Origin of the sequence: Rhodococcus sp. O3 (genome assembly GCF_048897285.1) — a bacterium.
GTDB lineage: Bacteria > Actinomycetota > Actinomycetes > Mycobacteriales > Mycobacteriaceae > Rhodococcus.
Map to the genome: position 1 here is coordinate 13363 of NZ_JBMBTE010000060.1, position 19210 is coordinate 32572.

The 19210-nt window shown below is 68.0% G+C and carries 20 protein-coding genes; 7 read left to right on the forward strand and 13 right to left on the reverse strand.

From position 1 onward, the window contains the following. Nucleotides 1-38: 38 nt before the first annotated feature. The 4 genes from ACN675_RS17315 to ACN675_RS17330 form a co-directional block, all read right to left on the reverse strand. Complete coding sequence (locus ACN675_RS17315) at nt 39-899, reverse strand: MaoC/PaaZ C-terminal domain-containing protein (protein WP_420752010.1); 861 nt, start codon at nt 897-899, stop codon at nt 39-41. Between the two features lie 72 nt (nt 900-971). After that, nucleotides 972-2684 carry a 3-oxosteroid 1-dehydrogenase gene (gene kstD, locus ACN675_RS17320; protein ID WP_420752011.1) on the reverse strand — a complete coding sequence of 571 codons (1713 nt, stop codon included), beginning with the start codon at nt 2682-2684 and terminating at the stop codon, nt 972-974. Nucleotides 2685-2856: 172 nt separating this feature from the next. Then, entirely contained in the window at nt 2857-3195 is a 339-nt protein-coding gene (locus ACN675_RS17325; protein ID WP_420752012.1) for a hypothetical protein, read from the reverse strand. A 2-nt stretch (nt 3196-3197) separates the two neighbouring features. Further along, complete coding sequence (locus tag ACN675_RS17330) at nt 3198-4343, reverse strand: Rieske 2Fe-2S domain-containing protein (RefSeq protein WP_420752013.1); 1146 nt, start codon at nt 4341-4343, stop codon at nt 3198-3200. 188 nt (nt 4344-4531) lie between these two features. On the opposite strand from ACN675_RS17330, the gene hsaA reads away from it, so the two are divergent. Genes hsaA through hsaB form a run of 4 tightly spaced genes read left to right on the forward strand, consistent with a single transcriptional unit; the run spans nt 4532 to nt 8078 of the window. Further along, complete coding sequence (gene hsaA / locus ACN675_RS17335) at nt 4532-5707, forward strand: 3-hydroxy-9,10-secoandrosta-1,3,5(10)-triene-9,17-dione monooxygenase oxygenase subunit (RefSeq protein ID WP_420752014.1); 1176 nt, start codon at nt 4532-4534, stop codon at nt 5705-5707. Between the two features lie 12 nt (nt 5708-5719). Then, nucleotides 5720-6595, forward strand: coding sequence for a 4,5:9,10-diseco-3-hydroxy-5,9,17-trioxoandrosta-1(10),2-diene-4-oate hydrolase (gene hsaD, locus ACN675_RS17340; RefSeq protein ID WP_420752015.1), 876 nt, complete (start codon nt 5720-5722; stop codon nt 6593-6595). Next, the gene (hsaC, locus tag ACN675_RS17345) at nt 6595-7494 is read left to right on the forward strand and encodes an iron-dependent extradiol dioxygenase HsaC (protein ID WP_420752016.1); all 900 of its coding nucleotides are present in this window, start codon (nt 6595-6597) and stop codon (nt 7492-7494) included. Before hsaD ends, hsaC begins: the two co-directional genes overlap by 1 nt. Continuing rightward, complete coding sequence (gene hsaB / locus ACN675_RS17350) at nt 7494-8078, forward strand: 3-hydroxy-9,10-secoandrosta-1,3,5(10)-triene-9,17-dione monooxygenase reductase subunit (protein ID WP_420752017.1); 585 nt, start codon at nt 7494-7496, stop codon at nt 8076-8078. Before hsaC ends, hsaB begins: the two co-directional genes overlap by 1 nt. 134 nt (nt 8079-8212) lie before the next feature. On the opposite strand, the gene argJ is transcribed toward hsaB, so the two are convergent. The 3 genes from argJ to ACN675_RS17365 all read right to left on the reverse strand — a co-directional run bounded on the left by argJ (nt 8213) and on the right by ACN675_RS17365 (nt 11257). Continuing rightward, nucleotides 8213-9361, reverse strand: a complete 1149-nt coding sequence (argJ, locus tag ACN675_RS17355) for a bifunctional glutamate N-acetyltransferase/amino-acid acetyltransferase ArgJ (protein WP_420752018.1) — start codon at nt 9359-9361, stop codon at nt 8213-8215. A 185-nt stretch (nt 9362-9546) separates the two neighbouring features. Further along, the gene (locus tag ACN675_RS17360; RefSeq protein ID WP_420752019.1) at nt 9547-10296 is read right to left on the reverse strand and encodes an acetoacetate decarboxylase family protein; all 750 of its coding nucleotides are present in this window, start codon (nt 10294-10296) and stop codon (nt 9547-9549) included. Nucleotides 10297-10384: 88 nt separating this feature from the next. Next, complete coding sequence (locus ACN675_RS17365; RefSeq protein WP_420752020.1) at nt 10385-11257, reverse strand: aldo/keto reductase; 873 nt, start codon at nt 11255-11257, stop codon at nt 10385-10387. 123 nt (nt 11258-11380) lie between these two features. Here ACN675_RS17365 and ACN675_RS17370 point away from each other — a divergent pair, with 123 nt between their 5' ends. Then, entirely contained in the window at nt 11381-11812 is a 432-nt protein-coding gene (locus ACN675_RS17370; RefSeq protein ID WP_420752021.1) for an SRPBCC family protein, read from the forward strand. Further along, the gene (locus ACN675_RS17375) at nt 11809-12135 is read left to right on the forward strand and encodes an ArsR/SmtB family transcription factor (RefSeq protein WP_420752022.1); all 327 of its coding nucleotides are present in this window, start codon (nt 11809-11811) and stop codon (nt 12133-12135) included. The genes ACN675_RS17370 and ACN675_RS17375 overlap by 4 nt, the downstream gene beginning before the upstream one ends. Before the next feature lie 28 nt (nt 12136-12163). Here ACN675_RS17375 and ACN675_RS17380 read toward each other — a convergent pair whose 3' ends face one another. Genes ACN675_RS17380 through ACN675_RS17405 form a run of 6 tightly spaced genes read right to left on the reverse strand, consistent with a single transcriptional unit; the run spans nt 12164 to nt 18327 of the window. Further along, complete coding sequence (locus ACN675_RS17380) at nt 12164-12727, reverse strand: AAA family ATPase (RefSeq protein WP_420752023.1); 564 nt, start codon at nt 12725-12727, stop codon at nt 12164-12166. 18 nt (nt 12728-12745) lie between these two features. Continuing rightward, entirely contained in the window at nt 12746-13795 is a 1050-nt protein-coding gene (locus tag ACN675_RS17385) for an acyl-CoA dehydrogenase family protein (protein ID WP_420752024.1), read from the reverse strand. Beyond that, nucleotides 13792-14757, reverse strand: coding sequence for an acyl-CoA dehydrogenase family protein (locus ACN675_RS17390; RefSeq protein ID WP_420752025.1), 966 nt, complete (start codon nt 14755-14757; stop codon nt 13792-13794). Before ACN675_RS17390 ends, ACN675_RS17385 begins: the two co-directional genes overlap by 4 nt. Beyond that, a complete protein-coding gene (locus ACN675_RS17395; RefSeq protein WP_420752026.1) occupies nt 14754-15914 on the reverse strand; it encodes an acyl-CoA dehydrogenase family protein in 1161 nt (386 codons plus the stop codon). Before ACN675_RS17395 ends, ACN675_RS17390 begins: the two co-directional genes overlap by 4 nt. Further along, nucleotides 15914-16783, reverse strand: coding sequence for an enoyl-CoA hydratase (locus ACN675_RS17400; protein WP_420752027.1), 870 nt, complete (start codon nt 16781-16783; stop codon nt 15914-15916). Before ACN675_RS17400 ends, ACN675_RS17395 begins: the two co-directional genes overlap by 1 nt. Beyond that, on the reverse strand, nt 16780-18327 hold the full coding sequence (locus ACN675_RS17405) for a FadD3 family acyl-CoA ligase (RefSeq protein ID WP_420752028.1): 1548 nt from the start codon (nt 18325-18327) through the stop codon (nt 16780-16782). Before ACN675_RS17405 ends, ACN675_RS17400 begins: the two co-directional genes overlap by 4 nt. 44 nt (nt 18328-18371) lie before the next feature. On the opposite strand from ACN675_RS17405, the gene ACN675_RS17410 reads away from it, so the two are divergent. Next, a partial coding sequence (locus ACN675_RS17410; protein ID WP_420752029.1) for an acyl-CoA dehydrogenase family protein occupies nt 18372-19210 on the forward strand: 839 nt, incomplete at its 3' end.

The window sequence follows — 19210 nt, forward strand, 5'->3', positions numbered from 1 at the left end:
TCCACTTTCTCGAGGGGAAAAGGAGATCGAACAGGAGGTTATGCGATGGTGAGTACCACGTCGGCGAGTGCCGGAGCGAGATCGCGTTCGACGACGGCCGCGGTGATCAGCAGTCGATCGCCGTCGCGCCAGATCCGGACGCGCAGCGTCTCGCCGGGGAAGACCACACCGGCGAACCGTGCGCGGAAACCCTTGACGCGGGCGGCATCACCGTCGAGGACGGCGTCGGTCGCCGCCTTGCACACGATGCCGTAGGTGCAGAGGCCGTGCAGGATCGGAGCGGGGAAGCCGGCGCCCTTCGCGAACTCCGGGTCCGAGTGCAGGGGATTGCGGTCGCCGCACAGGCGGTACAGCAGCGCCTGCTGCGGCAGCGTCGGGACGTCCACCTCGACATCCGGTTCGCGGTCGGGCAGTTCGACGGACTCCGACGGTCCGCGCTCGCCGCCGAAACCGCCCTCGCCGCGCGCGAAGATCGACGACCGTGCGGTCCACAGCGGGTTGCCCTCGGGATCCACCGTGGTCGATTCCTGCACGATCACCGCGGCCTTGCCCTTGTCCCACACCTCGGCGATGCGCGTGGTGGTGCGGCCCTTGCCGTCGGCCGGGATCGGCGCGTGCACGACGACCTCCTGGCTCCCGTGCACGACCTTCGCCAGGTCGATCTCGACGCCGGGGAACGACACCTTCGGCGGTTCCACGGCGTGGAAGGTCGCGGCGACGGTCGCGAACGTCGGCAGCACCTGTGACCGGCCGTCGCTCAGGTAGCGCAGTTCGGCCGGGTCGGTGGGGCGGGAGCCGGCGCCGATTCCCAGGTTGTAGAGCTGAACCTCGCTGCTGCTCCAGGAGAAGTCCTGGGAGGGCAGTTCGGCGCCGATCGCGACGGAGGGGTCGATGGGCACGCGGGATCCTTTCTGACCGGCCGCTCTCGCGAGCGGCGATGTTGGCGGGGCGCTTCCGGCCTCGGCCGCAGACTAGTGCTGTTCCGCCGTCTCGGCTGCGGGTTCTCCCGTTGACCGGGTTCCCTCGCCCAGGATGTCGAGGACCGCGAGGTAGGCGAACGTCATCGCGGGACCGATGGTCGCGCCGGGGCCCGCGTAGGTGTGGCCCATGACCGGGGCGCTGACGTTGCCGGCCGCGTAGAGGCCCTCGACGACGGTGCCGTCCTCGCGGAGCACGCGGGCGTCGACGTCGGTGACGAGTCCGCCCTTGGTGCCGAGGTCGCCGGGCACCACCTTGAACGCGTAGAACGGGGCCTTGGCGATGACGCCGAGGCTCGGGTTCGGTTTGTTCAGCGGGTCACCGTAGTAGTGGTCGTACTGCGATTCGCCGCGGCCGAAGTCCTCGTCCTTACCGCTGCGGGCGAAACCGTTGAACCGCTCGACGGTCTCGGTGAGTGCCGCGGCGGGCACACCGATCTTCTCGGCGAGTTCGCTGACGGACGCCGCCTTCACCAGCACACCGGCCTTCAGCCAGCGACCCGGGAACGGCGTGCGCGGGGTGATGCCGGCGAAGGTGTAGCGGTCGCGGTAACGCTGGTCGAGGATCAGCCACGCCGGGATGTTCTCGCCGGGACCCTCGCCGCGGCCGTGGGTTCCGCCGTACATGGCGTGCGTCGCCTCGACGTACGGCGCCGATTCGTTGGCGAACCGCTTGCCGGAACTGTTGACCATGATGCAGCCGGGCAGGCTGCGCTCGGACAGCGCGAACCAGGGCCCGCCGGTCAGCGGGAAGGACGGACCCCACCACGCGTCGTCCATGAAGTCCACGGCGCCCCCGACGGCCTGGCCGGCGCGGATGCCGTCGCCGGTGTTGGCCTTCGCGCCGACGGTCCATTCCGTCCCGATCGGGGCACGCTGGTACTGCTTGCGCATCTCGTCGTTGTGCTCGAAGCCGCCGCAGGCGAGGATGACGCCCTTGCGGGCGTGGATGATCCGCTCCTCACCGTCCGAGACGACCTTGACGCCGCGCACGGCACCGTCCTCGACGACGAGATCGGTGAGGGCGGTATCGAGCAGCAGGGGAACGTTCGCGTCGCGGAGGCCGATGCGCAGACCCGCCATGAGTGCCTGACCGCGGACCAGCAGGTGCTTCCGGGTGAGGTTCGCCCACACGAAGCGCGCGCCGACCCGCACGGCGCGCAGCGGTCCGCGCGGGTTGCGCATCAGCAGGTTCAGCCACTTGTAGTCGGCCTGCGTGATGACGAAGTTCTTCGGGGCCCGCGCGTAGTCCGGTTCGAGCGTGGCGAGATCCGCGCCGAGGCGACGTCCGTCGAACGGGCTGGGCTCGACGGAGCGGCCACCGGCGCGCCCGCCCGGCGCCTCCGGGTAGTAGTCGGAATATCCAGGGACCCACTGTAATTTGAGCGCGCTGTGCTTCTGGACGAAGGACAGCATCTCGGGGCCGCGGTCGATGTAGGTGTCGATCTTCTCGGCGGGCACCACGTCGCCGATGATGCTGTGCAGGTAGGTGCGCGCGGCCTCGGGGGTGTCCTCGACACCGGCCGCCTGCAGCGCGTCGTTGTTGGGGATCCACACGCCGCCGCCGGAGCGGGCGCTCGAGCCGCCGTAGCAGGCGGCCTTCTCGATCACCACGACGCTCGCGCCCTTGTTGGCGGCGGTGATCGCGGCGGTCATTCCGCCGGCGCCACTGCCGACGACGACGATGTCGTACTCCTGCTCACTCATGTAGAACACGTTATAGAATTGGTTCTGCCGAGTCCATCCTTTCCACCCAGATTGTCGGTGCGGAGAGGGGAGATCGCGCCGGCGATCCGACTCGAGACATGTTCCACAAACGGGCGACGGGACCCTCCGTCCGGCCGGGCCGGACGGAGGGTCCCGTCGTCGTGGACCGCGACTACCTGGGCACGGTCAGCGAACCGTCGAGCACGGCCTGCTCGATGCTCGCGCGCAGGTTCGGGCAGCCATCGCGCGGTCCGCCCGCGCGGTCGGCGTCCCGGAAGACCGGGCACGTCTCCTTCGGATCGGCCTGCCACTGGATGCTCGTCTGCCGGAAGCTGTTCTTGCGCACCAGGACACACGTGCCACAGCTTCGGCACTCGATCTCGCTCATGCCCGAGTCGAGGTAGTTGATCTTGTCGATGGCGGTCTGGGCGGCGATCGCCTCGACCCGGTCCGGCTGATCCGCGAAACTCGGAGACTTCGCCCACTTGCTCTTTCGGGTCGAGGCGCTCATCGTCAGACCTCCGCGTCCTGCTTCTTCTCCGCCTCGGCGGCCTTGCGGGCCATGTTCTCGGCGACCTCCGCCTCCCAGGCCTCGTTGGCCTTGGTGGTGTCGACCTCGAATTCGAAACGCTGGGTCATCTTCTCGGTGACGTCGGCGACGTCGACGTAGAACTGCTCGTACCAGCGGCGCAGCTGGTAGACGGGGCCGTCCTCCTCGCAGAGCAGCGGATTCTCGATCTTGGTCTTGTTCTTCCAGATCTCGACATCCTGCAGGAAGCCCTCGCCGATACCCTCGGTGAACTTGGCCGCCATCCTGTTCGACTGCTCGTCGGTCATGCCCGTCGGCTTCTTGACGATGATGCCGTACTGCAGCATGAACGAGTCCTGCGTGATCGGGTAGTGGCAGTTGATCAGCACCGATTCGACCTTGTAGCCGCCGTAGCTGTTGGTCATCGGGTTGATCATGTAGGACGGGCCGTAGTACGCCGCGTACGACTCGAGAGTCGACTCCAGGCCGTACTGGGTGGACATGCCCTTGTCCGGGCGGCCGCGGGTGTTGAGGAACTGCTCCGCGATGTGCCCTTCGAAGACGTTCTTGAAGAATGTCGGGAAGGCGTAGTGGATGTAGAAGAAGTGCGCCATGTCCACGACGTTGTCGATGATCTCGCGGCAGTTGGAACCCTCGATGAGGATCTGGTTCCAGGTCCAGTCGGTCCACTCGTCGCTGCCGTACTGCTCGATCTCCGGGAGCGTGACCTCCGGCGGCGGCGGGTTGCCCTCGGGGTCGTTCCAGACGAAGAGCTGGCCGTGCTTCTCGGTGGTGATCCACGCGCGGGTGCGGGCGAGCGGCGGAACGCGGCGGGCGTAGGGGATGTCGGCGCACTTGCCGCTGCCGTTCCAGCGCCAGTCGTGGAACGGGCACGCGATGTCGTCGCCTTTGATCTCGCCCTGCGACAGGTCGCCGCCCATATGACGGCAGTAGGCGTCGAGAATCTTGAGATCGCCGTTGGTGTCGGCCCAGACGACGAGTTTGGTGCCGAATGCCTGCACGGAGTGGGGCTTGCCGTCCCTGAACGTCTTGCTCAGGCCGAGGCAGTGCCAGCCTCGTGCGTACCGAGTCCGGGCTTCTCCGACGTCGATCTCGCGAATCGGTGCCATGTCCCCTCACTTCCCTTCGGTTTCCTACTAGAACACGTTATAGAAGTTCCCACCGATCCGGAAGTGATCGGAGACTTTGGTCCCTACGAAAACGCACCGACCTGCGGCTGGACGAGACCCTCGACAGAAATAAGAACGTGTTCTAGTCTCGATTCAAGCGATCAATTCGGAGCAGACGGGAGCGTCCAGTGGGCGACCACGACAGCCACGAGGTACTGCAGCGCATCGACGCGCTGCTCCCTTCCTTCCGGGAACGTGCGCAGGAGACCGAGGACCTCCGCCGCATCCCCGACGACTCGATCAAGGCGCTTCAGGAGGCCGGCTTCTTCAAACTCGTCCAGCCGTCCCAGTGGGGCGGATACGAGTGTGATCCGGTGACCTTCTACACCGCGGTTCGCAACATCGCGAGCGCGTGCGGCTCGACCGGATGGGTCGCCGGCATCATCGGCATCCACAACTGGCATCTCGCGCTGTTCTCCCAGCAGGCGCAGGAGGACGTGTGGGGCGAGGATCCCGACGTGCGCATCTCCTCGTCGTACGCCCCCATGGGCGCCGGCCAGGTCGTCGACGGGGGATACAAGGTCAACGGTGCCTGGGCATGGTCGTCGGGCTGCGACCACGCGACCTGGGTCGTCGTGGGTGGCCCGGTCATCAAGGACGGCCGCCCGGTGGACTTCGGCAGCTTCCTCATCCCGCGCTCGGAGTACGAGATCGACGACGTGTGGAACGTCGTCGGCCTGCGCGGCACCGGCTCGAACACGATCGTCGTCAAGGACGTCTTCGTTCCGCGGCACCGCTTCCTCAGCTTCAAGACCATGAACGATCTGGCGTCGCCGGGTCTCGAGGTCAACACCGCTCCCGTCTACAAGATGCCGTGGGGCACCATCCATCCGACGACGATCTCCGCTCCCATCGTGGGAATGGCCTACGGCGCCTACGACGCCCACGTCGAGCACCAGGGCAAGCGAGTGCGCGCCGCCTACGCCGGTGAGAAGGCCAAGGACGATCCGTTCTCGAAGGTCCGCATCGCCGAGGCCTCCAGCGACATCGACGCCGCATGGCGTCAGCTCTCCGGCAACGTCGCCGACGAATACGCATACCTGTTGGCGGGCAAGGAAGTTCCGATCGAGCTGCGTCTGCGTGCTCGCCGCGATCAGGTGCGGGCCACCGGCCGTGCGATCGCGTCGATCGACCTGCTCTTCGAGAACTCCGGAGCGACTGCCCTCGCCAACGGCACTCCGATCCAGCGCTTCTGGCGCGACGCCCACGCCGGCCGCGTGCACGCAGCGAACGACGCCGAGCGCGCCTACGTCATGTTCGGTGGCGCCGAATTCGGTCTGCCGCTCACGGACACGATGGTCTAGGGGAGGCGATCGATGACGACGACCGAAGAACTCACCTACGAATCCACGTCCCGTTTCGCGCAGGTCCGCCCGGACCTGAAGCTGCACTACCACGAGGCAGGCGTCGGCAACGGCCCGACGATCGTGCTCCTGCACGGCGGCGGCCCCGGCGCGTCCTCGTGGTCGAACTTCTCCAAGAACATCCCGGTCCTGGCACAGCGGTTCCACGTGCTCGCGGTGGACCAGCCCGGCTACGGCAAGTCCGACAAGCCCACCGAGCATCCGCAGTACTTCGTGCACAGTGCCTCGGCGCTGAAGGATCTGCTCGACACGCTCGACATCACCGGACGTGTTCACCTGCTCGGTAATTCGCTCGGCGGCGGTGCCGCGGTGCGTTTCGCGCTCGACTACCCGGACCGTGCCGGACGGCTCGTGCTGATGGGTCCGGGTGGTCTGAGCGTCAACCTGTTCGCCCCGGATCCGACCGAGGGCGTGAAGAACCTCGGCAAGTTCAGCTACGAACCGACCCGCGAGAACCTCGAAGCCTTCCTGCGGATCATGGTGTTCGACCAGTCGCTGATCACCCCCGAACTGATCGAGGAGCGGTTCGCCGCGGCGAGCACCCCCGAATCCCTGGCCGCCGCGAAGGCGATGGGCAAGTCCTTCTCCAGCAGCGAATTCGAAAAGGGCATGCTCTGGCGCGACGCCTACAAGCTGCGGCAGCGCGTGCTCCTCATCTGGGGTCGCGAGGATCGCGTCAATCCGCTCGACGGCGCGCTCGTGGCGCTGAAGATGATCCCGCGCGCGCAACTGCACGTCTTCGGCGGCTGCGGTCACTGGGCGCAGCTCGAGAAGTTCGACGAGTTCAACAGGCTCGCAGCCGACTTCCTACTCGAGGGAGGCAACTGATGAGCATCCGCGCACTGGCGTACCTGCGCATCGAGGCCACCGACATGGCGGCCTGGCGCGACTACGGACTCAAGGTCCTCGGCATGGTCGAGGGCAAGGGCACCGACCCCGACGCGCTCTACCTGCGGATGGACGACTACCCGGCTCGTCTCGTCATCGTTCCGGGCGAGCGCGACGGGCTCTACTCCTCCGGCTGGGAGTGCGCCAACGCCGAAGGCCTGCAGGAGATCCGCGAGCGACTGGCCAAGGCGGACTGGGCGTTCGAGGAGGGCACCAAGGAGGAGGCCGCCGAGCGCAACGTCGTCGAGTTCATCAAGTGCCGTGACGCCTCCGGGTCGCGACTGGAGATCTTCCACACCGTCGCGCTGCAGCATCGGCGCATCGTGAGCCCGTACGGCCACAAGTTCGTCACCGGCGAGCAGGGCCTCGGACACGTCGTGCTCGCCACCAAGGACGACGCGGCGGACCTCGAGTTCTACCGGGACATCCTCGGATTCAAGCTGCGTGACTCGATGCGCCTGCCCCCGCAGGTTGTCGGGCGGCCCGCGGACGGTGAACCGGCCTGGCTGCGTTTCCTCGGCTGCAACCCGCGCCACCACAGCCTGGCGTTCGCGCCGCTGCCGAACCCCACCGGGATCGTGCACCTGATGGTGGAGGTCGAGAACTCCGACGACGTCGGGCTGTGCCTCGATCGGGCGCTGCGCAAGAAGGTCAAGTTGTCCGCCACCCTCGGCCGGCACGTCAACGACCTGATGTTGTCCTTCTACATGAAGACCCCGGGCGGTTTCGACGTCGAATACGGTTGTGAGGGGCTGGAAGTCGAGGACGACAAGTGGATCGCCCGGGAGAGCACCGCGGTGAGCCTGTGGGGCCACGACTTCTCGGTGGGATTCAAGTAATGACCGGCAGCGAAACCGAATCCGGCGTGGGGATCGATCCGCGCCGGTTCCGGAACGTCCTCGGACAGTTCTGCACCGGCGTCACCATCATCACCACCGTCGACGACGGCGCTCCGGTCGGCTTCGCGTGCCAGTCGTTCGCGGCGTTGTCGCTGGAACCGCCGCTGGTGCTGTTCTGTCCCACCAAGGCCTCGCGGTCCTGGGCGGCGATCGAACGGTCCGGGCGCTTCTGCGTCAACGTGCTCGCCGAGGAACAGCAGGACACGTGCGCCCGCTTCGGATCTCGCGAACCCGACAAGTTCGCCGGAATCGATTGGACGCCTTCGCCGCTGGGTTCGCCGATCCTCACCGGCTCGCTCGCCCACATCGACTGCACCGTCGAGACCGTGCACGACGGCGGCGACCACTGGGTGGTGTTCGGACGAGTGGCCTCGTTGAGCGAGGTGCGGGACGAGAAGGAACGTCCGCTGTTGTTCTACCGCGGCCAGTACACCGGTATCGAACCGGAGAAGACGGTGCCCGCACCCTGGCGCGACGACCTCGAGGCGTTCCTCACGAGCGTCACCGAGGACACCTGGCTGTAGTCTCGCCCCCCGGTTCTCCCGAGACCTCCGTCTTGCCCGAGACCCCCGTCCTTCCTGAGCGAGCGGTACATTCGATCGATCGGAGACGAATGTACCGCTCGCTCGGAAACGGGAGGGGGCTCGCCCGGGGGCGGCTACGTCGTGTAGTCCGCGTTGATGCGGATGTAGCCTTCCGTCAGATCGCAGCCGTAGGCGGTGAACTCGCCCGCCGCGATGCCCAGGTCCACCTCGATGACCACCTCGTCACCCCCGAGGTACTCCTGGAGAGCGGCGAGTCGTTCGGGTGATGCCGGGACCGGATAGGTTTCGAGCCCTCCGAATGCGATCCGCACGTTCTCCTCGAGGATGTCGGTTTCGGATTCGCACTTCCCCACGGCCATCGCCACTCGGCCCCAGTTCGGGTCGGCGCCGTGCACGGCCGTCTTGACGAGCGGGGAATTCACGACCGCCTTGGCGACGAGCTTGGCCTGCGCATCGTTGCGGGCACCCGTGACCCGGACCTCGATGAGTTTGCTGGCGCCCTCACCGTCCGAGGCGATCATCCGCACGAGCTCGGTGCACACCTCGAGCAGGGCCGCTTCGAACTCGGTCGGGTCGACGGGCCCGGCCGCCCCGGAAGCGAACACGGCAGCGGTGTCCGATGTGGAGGTGTCGGAGTCGACGCTGACCGCGTTGTAGGTGCGGTCGACGACCGAACGGAAGATGCGGTCGAGGGCGTCCGGGGCGATCTGCGCGTCGGTCGCGACGAACGACAGCATCGTCGCCATGTTCGGTTCCATCATGCCGACACCCTTGGCCACCCCGACCACCGTGGCGTTCCCGACCTTCCGGAACGCACATTTGGATCGCGTATCCGTCGTCATGATCGCCTCGGCGACCGCGCCGAGATCGGCGGGTCCGGGCGCGGGCAGGGCGTCCATTCCCGCGAGCATGCGTTCCATCGGATACAACACCCCGATGACGCCGGTCGAGGCGACGAGAACCTGTTCGGCCGGGCATCCGAGGCGGTCTGCCGCCCAGGCCCGGAGTGTCCGGGCATCCGCGAGTCCCTGCTCTCCGGTTGCGACATTCGCGTTGCCCGACACGACGACGACTCCGCGGAGCGCCGACAGATCGACCTCGCGGTCGAGACGCACACTCGGGCCGGCGAAGCGGGACTGCGTGAACACGGCGGCGGAGGCGACGTCGGGGGTGTTCACGCCGAGAAGTGCGAAGTCGGGACGGTTGTCTTTGACACCGATGCTTCCGGTAAGCGAGACGAAGCCGGCGACGGCGGGGATCATGCGTGGTCCTTTCGGGCGGGTTGCTGCAGGAGTCCACTCTGCCGAACGAACGCCGGAGATGGGGACGCCAGGATGCGCAGCAGTGCGTCCGCTCACGGGACCGGACCGTGCCTCGTGGCTCGAGCGAACGGTACGTTCGATCGATCGAAGGAGACGAACGATACATTCGCTCGGAAAAGGCAGCGCTAACGCACCGGCACTTCTACGGCGTCCCCGAACGTCATCGCCAGATTCCCGATCGACGACGACACCAGCGCCCGTTTGGGGAGACCCAGCGACCGCAACTCGTCGGCGATCGGGTGCGTGCCCAGCCGCAGCGTGGCACCCCCGATCCGCGTCCGCATCCCGGACGGGTTCATGTCCCAACTCGTGCGGCGCGTCACCGCCTCCAGGGACGAGTACGCCGCGACGGACGCCGTCGCACCCGCGCCCGGAACCGGAATGCCCCGAGCGACGGTCAGTTCCGCGATGAGCCGGTCGTCCGCGGACACCGACGCGCGTTTGGTGGCGCTGCGATGGTCGGCGTCGAAGTCGGCGAGGATCTTCGGGAATCCCCAGATGCCGCGACCGGCGGCGAGCGTGAAGTCGCCGTCGACGGGCAGTCGGTGGATGAGCGCACCGGCACCGCCGGACCCGAGTTCGCGGAGGTCCTGCAGCACCGTGCCGCCGCGCCGGTTGTGGTCGCGGACGAGGAAGCACACGCCGAATTCGTTGTAGGGGCCGAGATCTCCGTCGACGTAGTCGACGAACACGAGGGTGCAGAGGCCGTGTCCGGGCCGGTACTGCAGAATCTCGAGTCCGCTGTCGGCGATCAGTGCCTGCGCGGGTGCCGTGGGTACCGAGAACATCGCCATGAAGGCGGTCGCGGTCCGGACCTGCACGGGCATCGCGACCTTCCTGCCGAGGACGAGGTGCGTGCCGGTGGTGTCGCTCATGAATGCCTTCCCGGAGAATCGTGGAACGCTCGGATCCAGAATGAGAACACGTTCCACTATTGGGGCCGGGTGCGGCGAACGCAAGACCTTACGGCGCTCCCAGGTTCATCTCGTTCGGGTGCATCCCGACCCGGGTGCCGTCGTCGAGGGTCGCGATCTCGCTCAGGTCCAGTTCGGACAGCTCGAAATCGAACACGTCGATGTTCTGGGCGATCCGCTGCTCGTGCACCGACTTCGGAATGACGATCAGTCCGTTCTGCAGGTGCCACCGGATCAGGACCTGCGCCGGTGTCTTGCTGTGCCGGTCGGCGATGCGCGTGATCATCGGGTCCGTGAGCAGCGTGTTCGGCTTGGACGCCGGACCCCAGCCGGACCCGCTGGTGCCGCCGAGCGGACTCCAGGATTCGACGGCGATACCGAGTTCGGCGGCGGTCGCGCGGATCTCCGTCTGCGGCAGGTGGGGGTGCAGTTCGATCTGGTCGACGGCGGGAAGCAGGCCGCCGCGCTCGGCGAGCAGCTTCAGGTGCCGCGGCTCGAAGTTGCAGACGCCGACCGCCTTGGCCTTCCCCGATGCCGCGATCTGCTCCATCGCATCCCATGTGCGCAGCAGGCGCTGATCGTCCTGCAACGGCCAGTGCACGAGATACAGGTCGACGTAGTCGAGACCGAGCCGCTCCAGGCTCGCGTCGAACGCCGCCAGGGCAGGTTCGAAGCCCTGGTCCGAGTTCCACAGCTTGGTGGTGACGAACAGGTCCTCGCGCGGGACCGACGACGACGCGATACCGCGCCCGACGCCCGCCTCGTTGCCGTACGCGGCGGCGGTGTCGATGTGTCGGTAGCCTGCCTCGTCGATCGCGAACCGCGCGATGTGCTCGGTCTGCTCGTCCGTGGCCTGCCAGACTCCCAGGCCGAGCTGCGGGATGGTCGTTCCGGAATTCAGCGTGATCTCGGGAGTGCTCATCGTCCCAGGCTAACCAGCGGAGTGCGGCTTCGCGGTCCGGAAGAAGAAATGCAACTCGGGGGTTGCAGTGAGCTCGAGTATGTGCAACTCTGGAGTTGCAAATCATCTACCACGGAGGAAGTCATGGCATCTCTCGACATCACCCGCAGTATCGATATCGAGGCCCCGATCACCAAGGTGTGGGCCGCCCTGACCGAACCGGAGCTGATCGCCCAATGGTTCGGTGACACAGCAGAATTCGATCCGAGACCCGGAGGTGCAGGAAGTTTCGGCTGGACGAATCACGACAAAGGACCGTTCCGTGTGCTGGTCGAGCACGTGGACGAACCGAAGACCCTGATCTACCGGTGGGCGCGTGAATCGAACGCCGACCCCGTGCAGGGAAACTCCACGCTGGTGCGCTTCGACCTCGCCGAGATCGACGGAGGTACCCGCTTGACACTGGTGGAGACGGGTTTCGAGGAGCTCGCCGAACCGCGATCGGCTCACGACGGCAACGTCGAGGGCTGGCAGGCCGAACTGGGCGACCTCGTGGAGTACGTGGAAGCACGGTGAGCGATACGTCCAAGGATGTTCCGGCGGTGCTGGCGGTACTCGCCGACGAGACCCGCTGGAACATCCTCACCGAGGTCGGCGCCGAGGACCTGTCCGCGAGTGCGCTGGCAGACCGGCTTCCGGTCAGCAGGCAGGCCATCGCCAAGCACCTGTCCGTGCTGGCCGACGCCGGACTCGTGGAGTCGGTCCGGGTGGGGCGAGAGATCCGCTACCGGGCGGTCGGCACCCCGCTCGGCAAGCTCGCCGATGAGCTCGATGCCATCGGGCGGCAGTGGGATCGCCGCATGGAAGCCATCAAACGGATCGCCGAACGGCCCGACTAGGACACGCCCTGGATCGGCGGCGCCCCGACTACTCGACAGGACGAAGCTGCCGGACCCAGGCGTCCACCTCGCGCCGGGCGGTCAGCCGGATCACGGGAAATTCGGGTCGCCGCGCGACGGCCTCGGCGACCCGCTGCGCCGTCAGGGGATGCGTCGACCACGCCCACCGCACGATGTGCGCCGGGTCGGTGAACACCGTGTGCAGGGGTGGTTCGATGTTGCCGTTCCACAACACTTCCCGGCGCCACCGACGCCGCAGGGTGCGCGCGGCCACCTGGCGCATCACCGTCGCGCGGGGCAGGTCCAGCCACACCATCAGATCGGCGCGTTCGGCCAGCAGCGGACGCACCGCGCGGTACTGCCACTCCGTCACCCACGCGGGTTGCGCGCTGAACCGGTCCACGTCGTCGGCGAACGACGCCCGCGGGGTCCAGTTCGGTCCGTGGTGCAACCCGTCCAGCTCCACGTGCGGGATGCCGAGCGCCGCCCCGAGCCGCCCCGCCAGCGTCGTCTTCCCGGACCCGGAGGTACCGGCGACGAGGATGCGGCAAGGGCGGCTCGGTGGCGGTGCGGTGGCGTCGAGCAGGGGCACCCGGGCAGGGTAGCGCCGTCAGTGGGCGACCGCACCCAGATATTCGTGCGGCCGGCCGAACAGCTGCGCGGTGCCGTGGGCGCGCTTGAAATACAGCTGCGCGTCGTGTTCCCACGTGATGGCGATGCCGCCGTGCAACTGGATCGCCTCGGCCGCGACCTGCTCGAATGCCTCGGAGCAGTAGATCTTCGCGGCGTAGGCGTCCTGCGGATCCTGCGACAGTGCCGCCGCGTACGACATCGACCGGGCGGTCTCGACGAGCGCGTACATATCGGCCATCCGGTGCTTGAGTGCCTGGAACGAACCGATGACGCGACCGAACTGCTTGCGGTTCTTCGCGTATTCGACGGTGAGATCCAGCACGGCCTGCGCGGCCCCGACCTGCTCGGCGGACAGCGCGACGAGCGCGACCGTCGTCAGCCGTTCGACCAGGTCGGCCGGTGACGACAGGCGTCGCCCGGCCACCGCGGTGAACGACACCTGCGACAGGGACCGCGTCGGATCCATCGTCGGCACCCGGCGCCGCTCGACACCGTCGGCGTCCGGATCCACTTCGAACAGCACGACTGCGTCACCGTCACTGGCGAGCACGAGCAGAGTCGTCGCGACATCCCCGCCGAGCACGTAGTGCGCGGTGCCGGTCAGCGAATCGCCCGATGCCGTGACACCCTCTGTGGTCCAACCGGATTCGGAGGCCCAGCACACCGCCACGACCTCGCCGGCCGCGATGTGCGGCAGCAGCCGTGCGCACGCCTCGGTGTCACCGGAGAGCAGCAGTACCTGCGCGGCGAGCACCGCGGAACCGAACATCGGCGACGGCGTCAGGGTGCGGCCGAGTTCCTCGAGCACGACGTGGGTTTCGGCGAGCGAGGCGCCCACTCCGTCGAACTCCTCGGGAATCGCCAGCGCCGCGACCCCGATCTGTTCGACGAGCCGAGACCACAGGGTCGTGTCGAAGCCGTCCGGCGACGCGATGGCCTTGCGTACGGCGGCGGAGTCGGAGTGCTTGGCCAGCAGGTCGCGCACCGACTGCCGCAGGGCGGCGCGATCCTCGGTTTCGAACGTCACGACGCCTCCAGAGCTGCGACGACCCGCGCCCGGTGCACATCCGGCGTGCCCCACGCGGTGACCAGCGCGCGGGCCTTCGTCAGCCAGAGGGACAGGTCGTGTTCCTGCGTGTAGCCGATCGCGCCGTGCACCTGCAACGCCGTGCGGGCGGCCCGGTACGCGGCGTCACCGCACGCGACCTTCGCGGCCGAGACGTCCCGCGAGGCAGTCGGCAGTCCGTCCCGCACCGCGAGCGCCGCACCGAGCAGCAGCGGGCGGGCCATCTCCAGGGCGACGGCGACCTCGGCGAGGTGGTGCTTGATCGCCTGGAACGAGCCGATGACGCGACCGAACTGCTTGCGCTGCTGCGCGTATTCGGTGCTGGTCTCGAGCAGGGTGCGGCCCAGCCCGAGCAGTTGCGCCGCGGTCGCGAGCGCGCCGAGATCGAACGCGTCGGTGAAGTCCGCGGTGCCGAGGGTGTCGGCCGCGGTCACCGTGAAGAGCCGCCGGGCCGGATCGACCGATCCGTGTGCGTCGCCGGCGACGCCGGTGGACACGGTCGAATCCTGCACGAGCAGAATCAGATCGGCGGTGTCCGCGTCGACCGCGTACGGCACGTGCGGAGCCGCCGCGACGGTCGCGAGAGAACCGGACGCCAGCGCGGCAAGCCGGTCGGGCGCGACCGAGGCGAGCAGTTTCGGTGCGACCGCGACGGTTTCGACGACGGGGCCGGGCACCGCGTGACGGCCGAGTTGTTCGACGGCGACGATCAGATCGACGGCGTCGGCGCCGAGGCCGTCGTGTTCCTCGGCGACGAGCAGGCCGTTGACGCCGGTCTCGGCGAGCCGCTGCCACACCTTCAGGCCGGGTTCGGTGTCGCCGGTGTTCCAGGCGCGGATCACCGCCGGCATGTCCGACTTGGTGAGCAGCGCGTCGATGCTCGCCGCGAAATCCTCGTGGGACTCGTCGAGTGCGAATCTCATCGGTCGCCCTTCGGTAGGCCGAGCAGCCGCTCGGCGATGACGTTCTTCTGGATCTCGTTGGTACCCGCGTAGATCGGGCCGGACAGCGAGAAGAGGTAGCCGTCGGTCCAGGAGTCGACGAGCTCGGCCTCCGGGCCCTGCAGTTCGAGTGCGGTCTCGTGGGCGGCGATGTCCCACTCCGACCAGAACACCTTGTTGATCGACGATTCGGCGCCGAGCTGACCGCCGGCCTCGAGCCGGGTCACGGTGCCCCAGGTCGACAGTTCGTATGCCCGCGCACCGATCCACGCGTCCGCCACCCGGTTCCGCAGCGCGGCGTCACCGTGCAGCGGGGAGGTGCGGTAGAGCTGCAGCAGCCGGTCGGCGGTCGCGAGGAAGCGGCCGGGGGAGCGCAGCGACAGGCCGCGTTCGTTCGACGCGGTGCTCATGGCGACGCGCCAGCCCTCGTTGACGCCGCCGATGACACCGGACTCACCCGGGTTGGCGGGGTCGTCGGGCACGAACACGTCCTCGAGGAAGATCTCCGCGAATCCCGGCTCGCCGTCGAGCTGATCGATCGGACGGACGGTGACACCGGGGGAGCGCAGGTCGAACATGAAGTACGTGATGCCCTTGTGCCGCTGGGCCTCCGGATCGGAGCGGAACAGGCCGAAGCCCCAGTCCGCGAAGCTCGCCCGCGAACTCCACGTCTTCTGGCCGTTGAGCAGCCAGCCGCCGTCGGTGCGGGTCGCGGTGGAGCGCAGCGACGCCAGGTCGCTGCCCGATTCGGGTTCGGACCAGGCCTGCGCCCAGATGTCGTCGGCGCGGGCCATCCGCGGCATGATGCGCGCGAGCTGCTCGGCGTTGGCGTGCTCGAACAGGGTGGGGGCGAGCAGGAAGATGCCGTTCTGACTGACCCGCCCGGGCGCGCCGGCGCGGTAGTACTCCTCCTCGAAGATCACCCACTGCTGCAGCGTCGCGTCACGGCCGCCGAGTTCGGCGGGCCAGGACACGACGGACAGGCGGGCGTCGGCGAGGGTGCGTTCCCACTGCCGGTGCTCCTCGAAGCCCTCCTTCGTGTCCATGGACTTCAGCGGGGTGGACGGCACGTTCTCGGCGAGGAACGCCCGCACCTCGTCGCGGAATGCGACTGTGGCGTCGTCGAACTCGAGATCCATCACTTGCCTTCCTGAACGGGCCGGGCGCTGGCCGCCATCGACTTCGCGTTCATGCCACCCAGGGAATCGGTCCCGACCTCGGCGTTGTGGGCGTGCGCGAAGTGGTGCAGGCCGAACACCGAGTCCATGCCGTTGCGCATGCCCATGAGGTCCTCGCACTGGTTGACGGCTCGCTTGGTCAGGGCCAGGCCGAAGCGCGGCATCTCCGCGATCCGCGCTGCGAGGGCGAGGGTTTCGTCCTCGAGCTGTTCGCGCGGCACGACGCGGTTGACCATGCCGACCTCGTACGCGCGCTGCGCGGTGAAGCGGTCACCGGTGTAGAGGATCTCCTTGGCGAAGCGCGTGCCCAGCACCCACGGGTGCGCGAAGTACTCGACACCCGGGATGCCCATGCGCACAACCGGATCGGAGAAGAACGCGTCCTCGGACGCGACGATCAGGTCGCACACCCATGCGAGCATGAGGCCACCGGCGATGCACGCGCCCTGCACCGCCGCGATGGTCGGCTTGGGGATCTCCCGCCAGCGGCGGCACATCCCGAGGTAGACCTCCATCTCGCGGGCGTAGCGCTGGTCGCCGCCCGGCTTGTCGATGTGGTCCCACCACATGACGGCCTTGTTGTCGTAGTGCACGTGGTGGTCGCGTCCCGGGGTGCCGAGGTCGTGGCCGGCGGAGAAGTGCTTGCCGTTGCCGGCCAGCACGATCACCTTCACCTCGTCGTCCTCGACGGCGCGCTCGAAGGCGGCGTCGAGGGCGTAGGTCATCACCGAGTTCTGGGCGTTGCGGTAGTCCGGGCGGTTGAGCGTGACGATCGCAACCCCGTCCCGTACTTCATAGGTGACGACGTCGGGCTCGAACGGGACGGTCATGATTTCTCCTCACGCAGAACGTTTTTCAGAACTTTGCCGGACGGGTTTCGGGGCAGGGACTCGACGAACCGCACCGATCGGGGGACCTTGAAACCGGCGAGCCGTTCCTTGCAGAACGCGATCACCGCATCCTCCGTCAGCTCGGCGTCGGCCAACGGCACGACGAAGGCGCGGCCGACCTCGCCCATGCGGCCGTCGGGAACGCCGATCACGGCGACCTCGTGCACACCGGGCAGTCGCAGCAGTGCCGCCTCGACCTCGGCGGGATAGACGTTGAAACCGCCGCTGATGTACATGTCCTTGAGCCGGTCGGTGATGTCGAGATAGCCGCGCTCGTCGAGGGTTCCGACGTCTCCGGTGTGCAGCCAGCCGTCGGCGTCGACGGCCGCCGCGGTGGCCTCGGGGTCGTCGAGATAGCCGAGCATCACGTTGGGTCCGCGCAGCAGGATCTCGCCCTTTTCGCCGATGCGGATCTCGAAGTCGGCGGTGGCGCGGCCCGAGGACGTGGACACGGTGACCGGGTCGTCGTCGGTGCGGCACATGCTGACCACGACCGCCTCGGTCTGGCCGTAGGCGGTGAGCACCGCGTCGAAGGCCAGCTCGTTCTGCATGCGCTCGACCAGCGCGACCGGCACCGGGGCCGCGCCGGTGACCGCGATGCGCAGGTTCGACAGGTCGTAGTCGCCGCGGCGGGGATGGTCGAGGATGCTCTGGTAGATGGTCGGTGCGCCGGGTAGCACGCTGATCTGCTCGGCGGACACCATCGCCATGACCTTCTCGACGTCGAACACGGCCATCGGCACGACCGTGGTCCCGGACAGCAGCGCGGCGACGATGCCGGCCTTGTAGCCGAAGCTGTGGAAGAACGGGTTGATGATCAGGTAGTTGTCCTCGGCGGACAGTTCGGCGCAGTCGGCCCACGCCTGCGCGACCCCGATCGTCTGGCGATGCGCGCTGAGCACGCCCTTGCTGCGGCCGGTGGTGCCGGAGGTGAACAGGATGTCGCAGACGTCGTCGGCGTCGACCGCGGCGGCCCGGGAATCGGCTTCGGCGCGGCTCGCATCGGTCGCGAGGGACAGGAAGTCGTCCCAGTCCCGTACACCCTCGACGGGAACGTCGTTGCCGCCGACCGGGACCCGCACGACGTGCGGCACGTGCAGGTCGGGTGCGGCCTCGCGCAACTGGGCGTAGCGGTCGGCGCCGAGGAACTCCCCGACGACGACGAGCGCCGTGGCGTGCACGCGGTCGACGATGTCGGCGGCCTCCGCACCGGTGTAGCGCGTGTTGACGGGGACGACGACCGCACCGGCCCAGTGCGCACCGAGGGCGGCGACGACCCAGTGATACGTGTTCGGCGACCACAGGACGACGCGGTCGCCCGGTTCGACGCCGCTCGCGACGAGTGCGGCGGCGAAGTCCCGGACCCGGTCGCGCAGCTGTGCAAAGGTCAGACGGGTATCGCCGTCGGCGATGGCGAGCCGGTCGGCGTAGGTGCCGGCGGCGCGGTCCAGGGCGGCCGGCGTGGTTCTCGGATGTGCAGTCACTGAGCTCCCTACCTAGCAATTGCTTGGTAGGTTATCGTACAGACGTGGATCAGAGCGAGAGTCTCGAGAACGCAGAGTTTGCGGCCACCGTCCGCCAGTGGCTCGAAGAAAACCTGACCGGCGAATTCGCCGAGCTCAGAGGTAAGGGCGGGCCCGGAAGCGAGCACGAGTTCTTCGAACAACGGCTCGCCTGGGATCGGCACCTGGCTGCCGCCGGGTGGACGTGCATCGGATGGCCGACGGAGTACGGCGGCCGCGGCGCCACCCTCGAACAGCAGGTGATCTTCCACCAGGAATACGCCAAGGCGAACGCGCCCGCGCGTGTCAATCACCTCGGCGAGGAACTCCTCGGCCCGACCCTCATCGCGTTCGGCACCGACGAGCAGAAGCGGCGCTTCCTGCCCGGGATCCGGAACGTGACCGAACTGTGGGCCCAGGGCTACTCGGAACCCGGCGCCGGGTCCGACCTCGCCAACGTCTCGACCACCGCGCGGCTCGACGGCGACAAGTGGGTGATCAACGGGCAGAAGGTGTGGACGTCCCTCGCGCACGTCGCGCAGTGGGCGTTCGTCGTGTGCCGCACCGAGCCCGGCTCGACCCGGCACCAGGGCCTGAGCTTCCTGCTCGTGCCGCTCGACCAGCCCGGCGTCACCGTCCGGCCCATCCAGCAGCTCACCGGCACCTCCGAATTCAACGAGGTGTTCTTCGACGACGCCGTCACCGACGCGGACCTCGTCGTCGGCGCGCCCGGCGACGGCTGGAAGGTCGCGATGGCGCTGCTCACCTTCGAGCGCGGCGTCTCCACCCTCGGCCAGCAGATCGGCTTCGCCCGCGAACTCGACGGCATCGTCGCGCTCGCCGAGGCCAACGGTGCCGCCGGCGA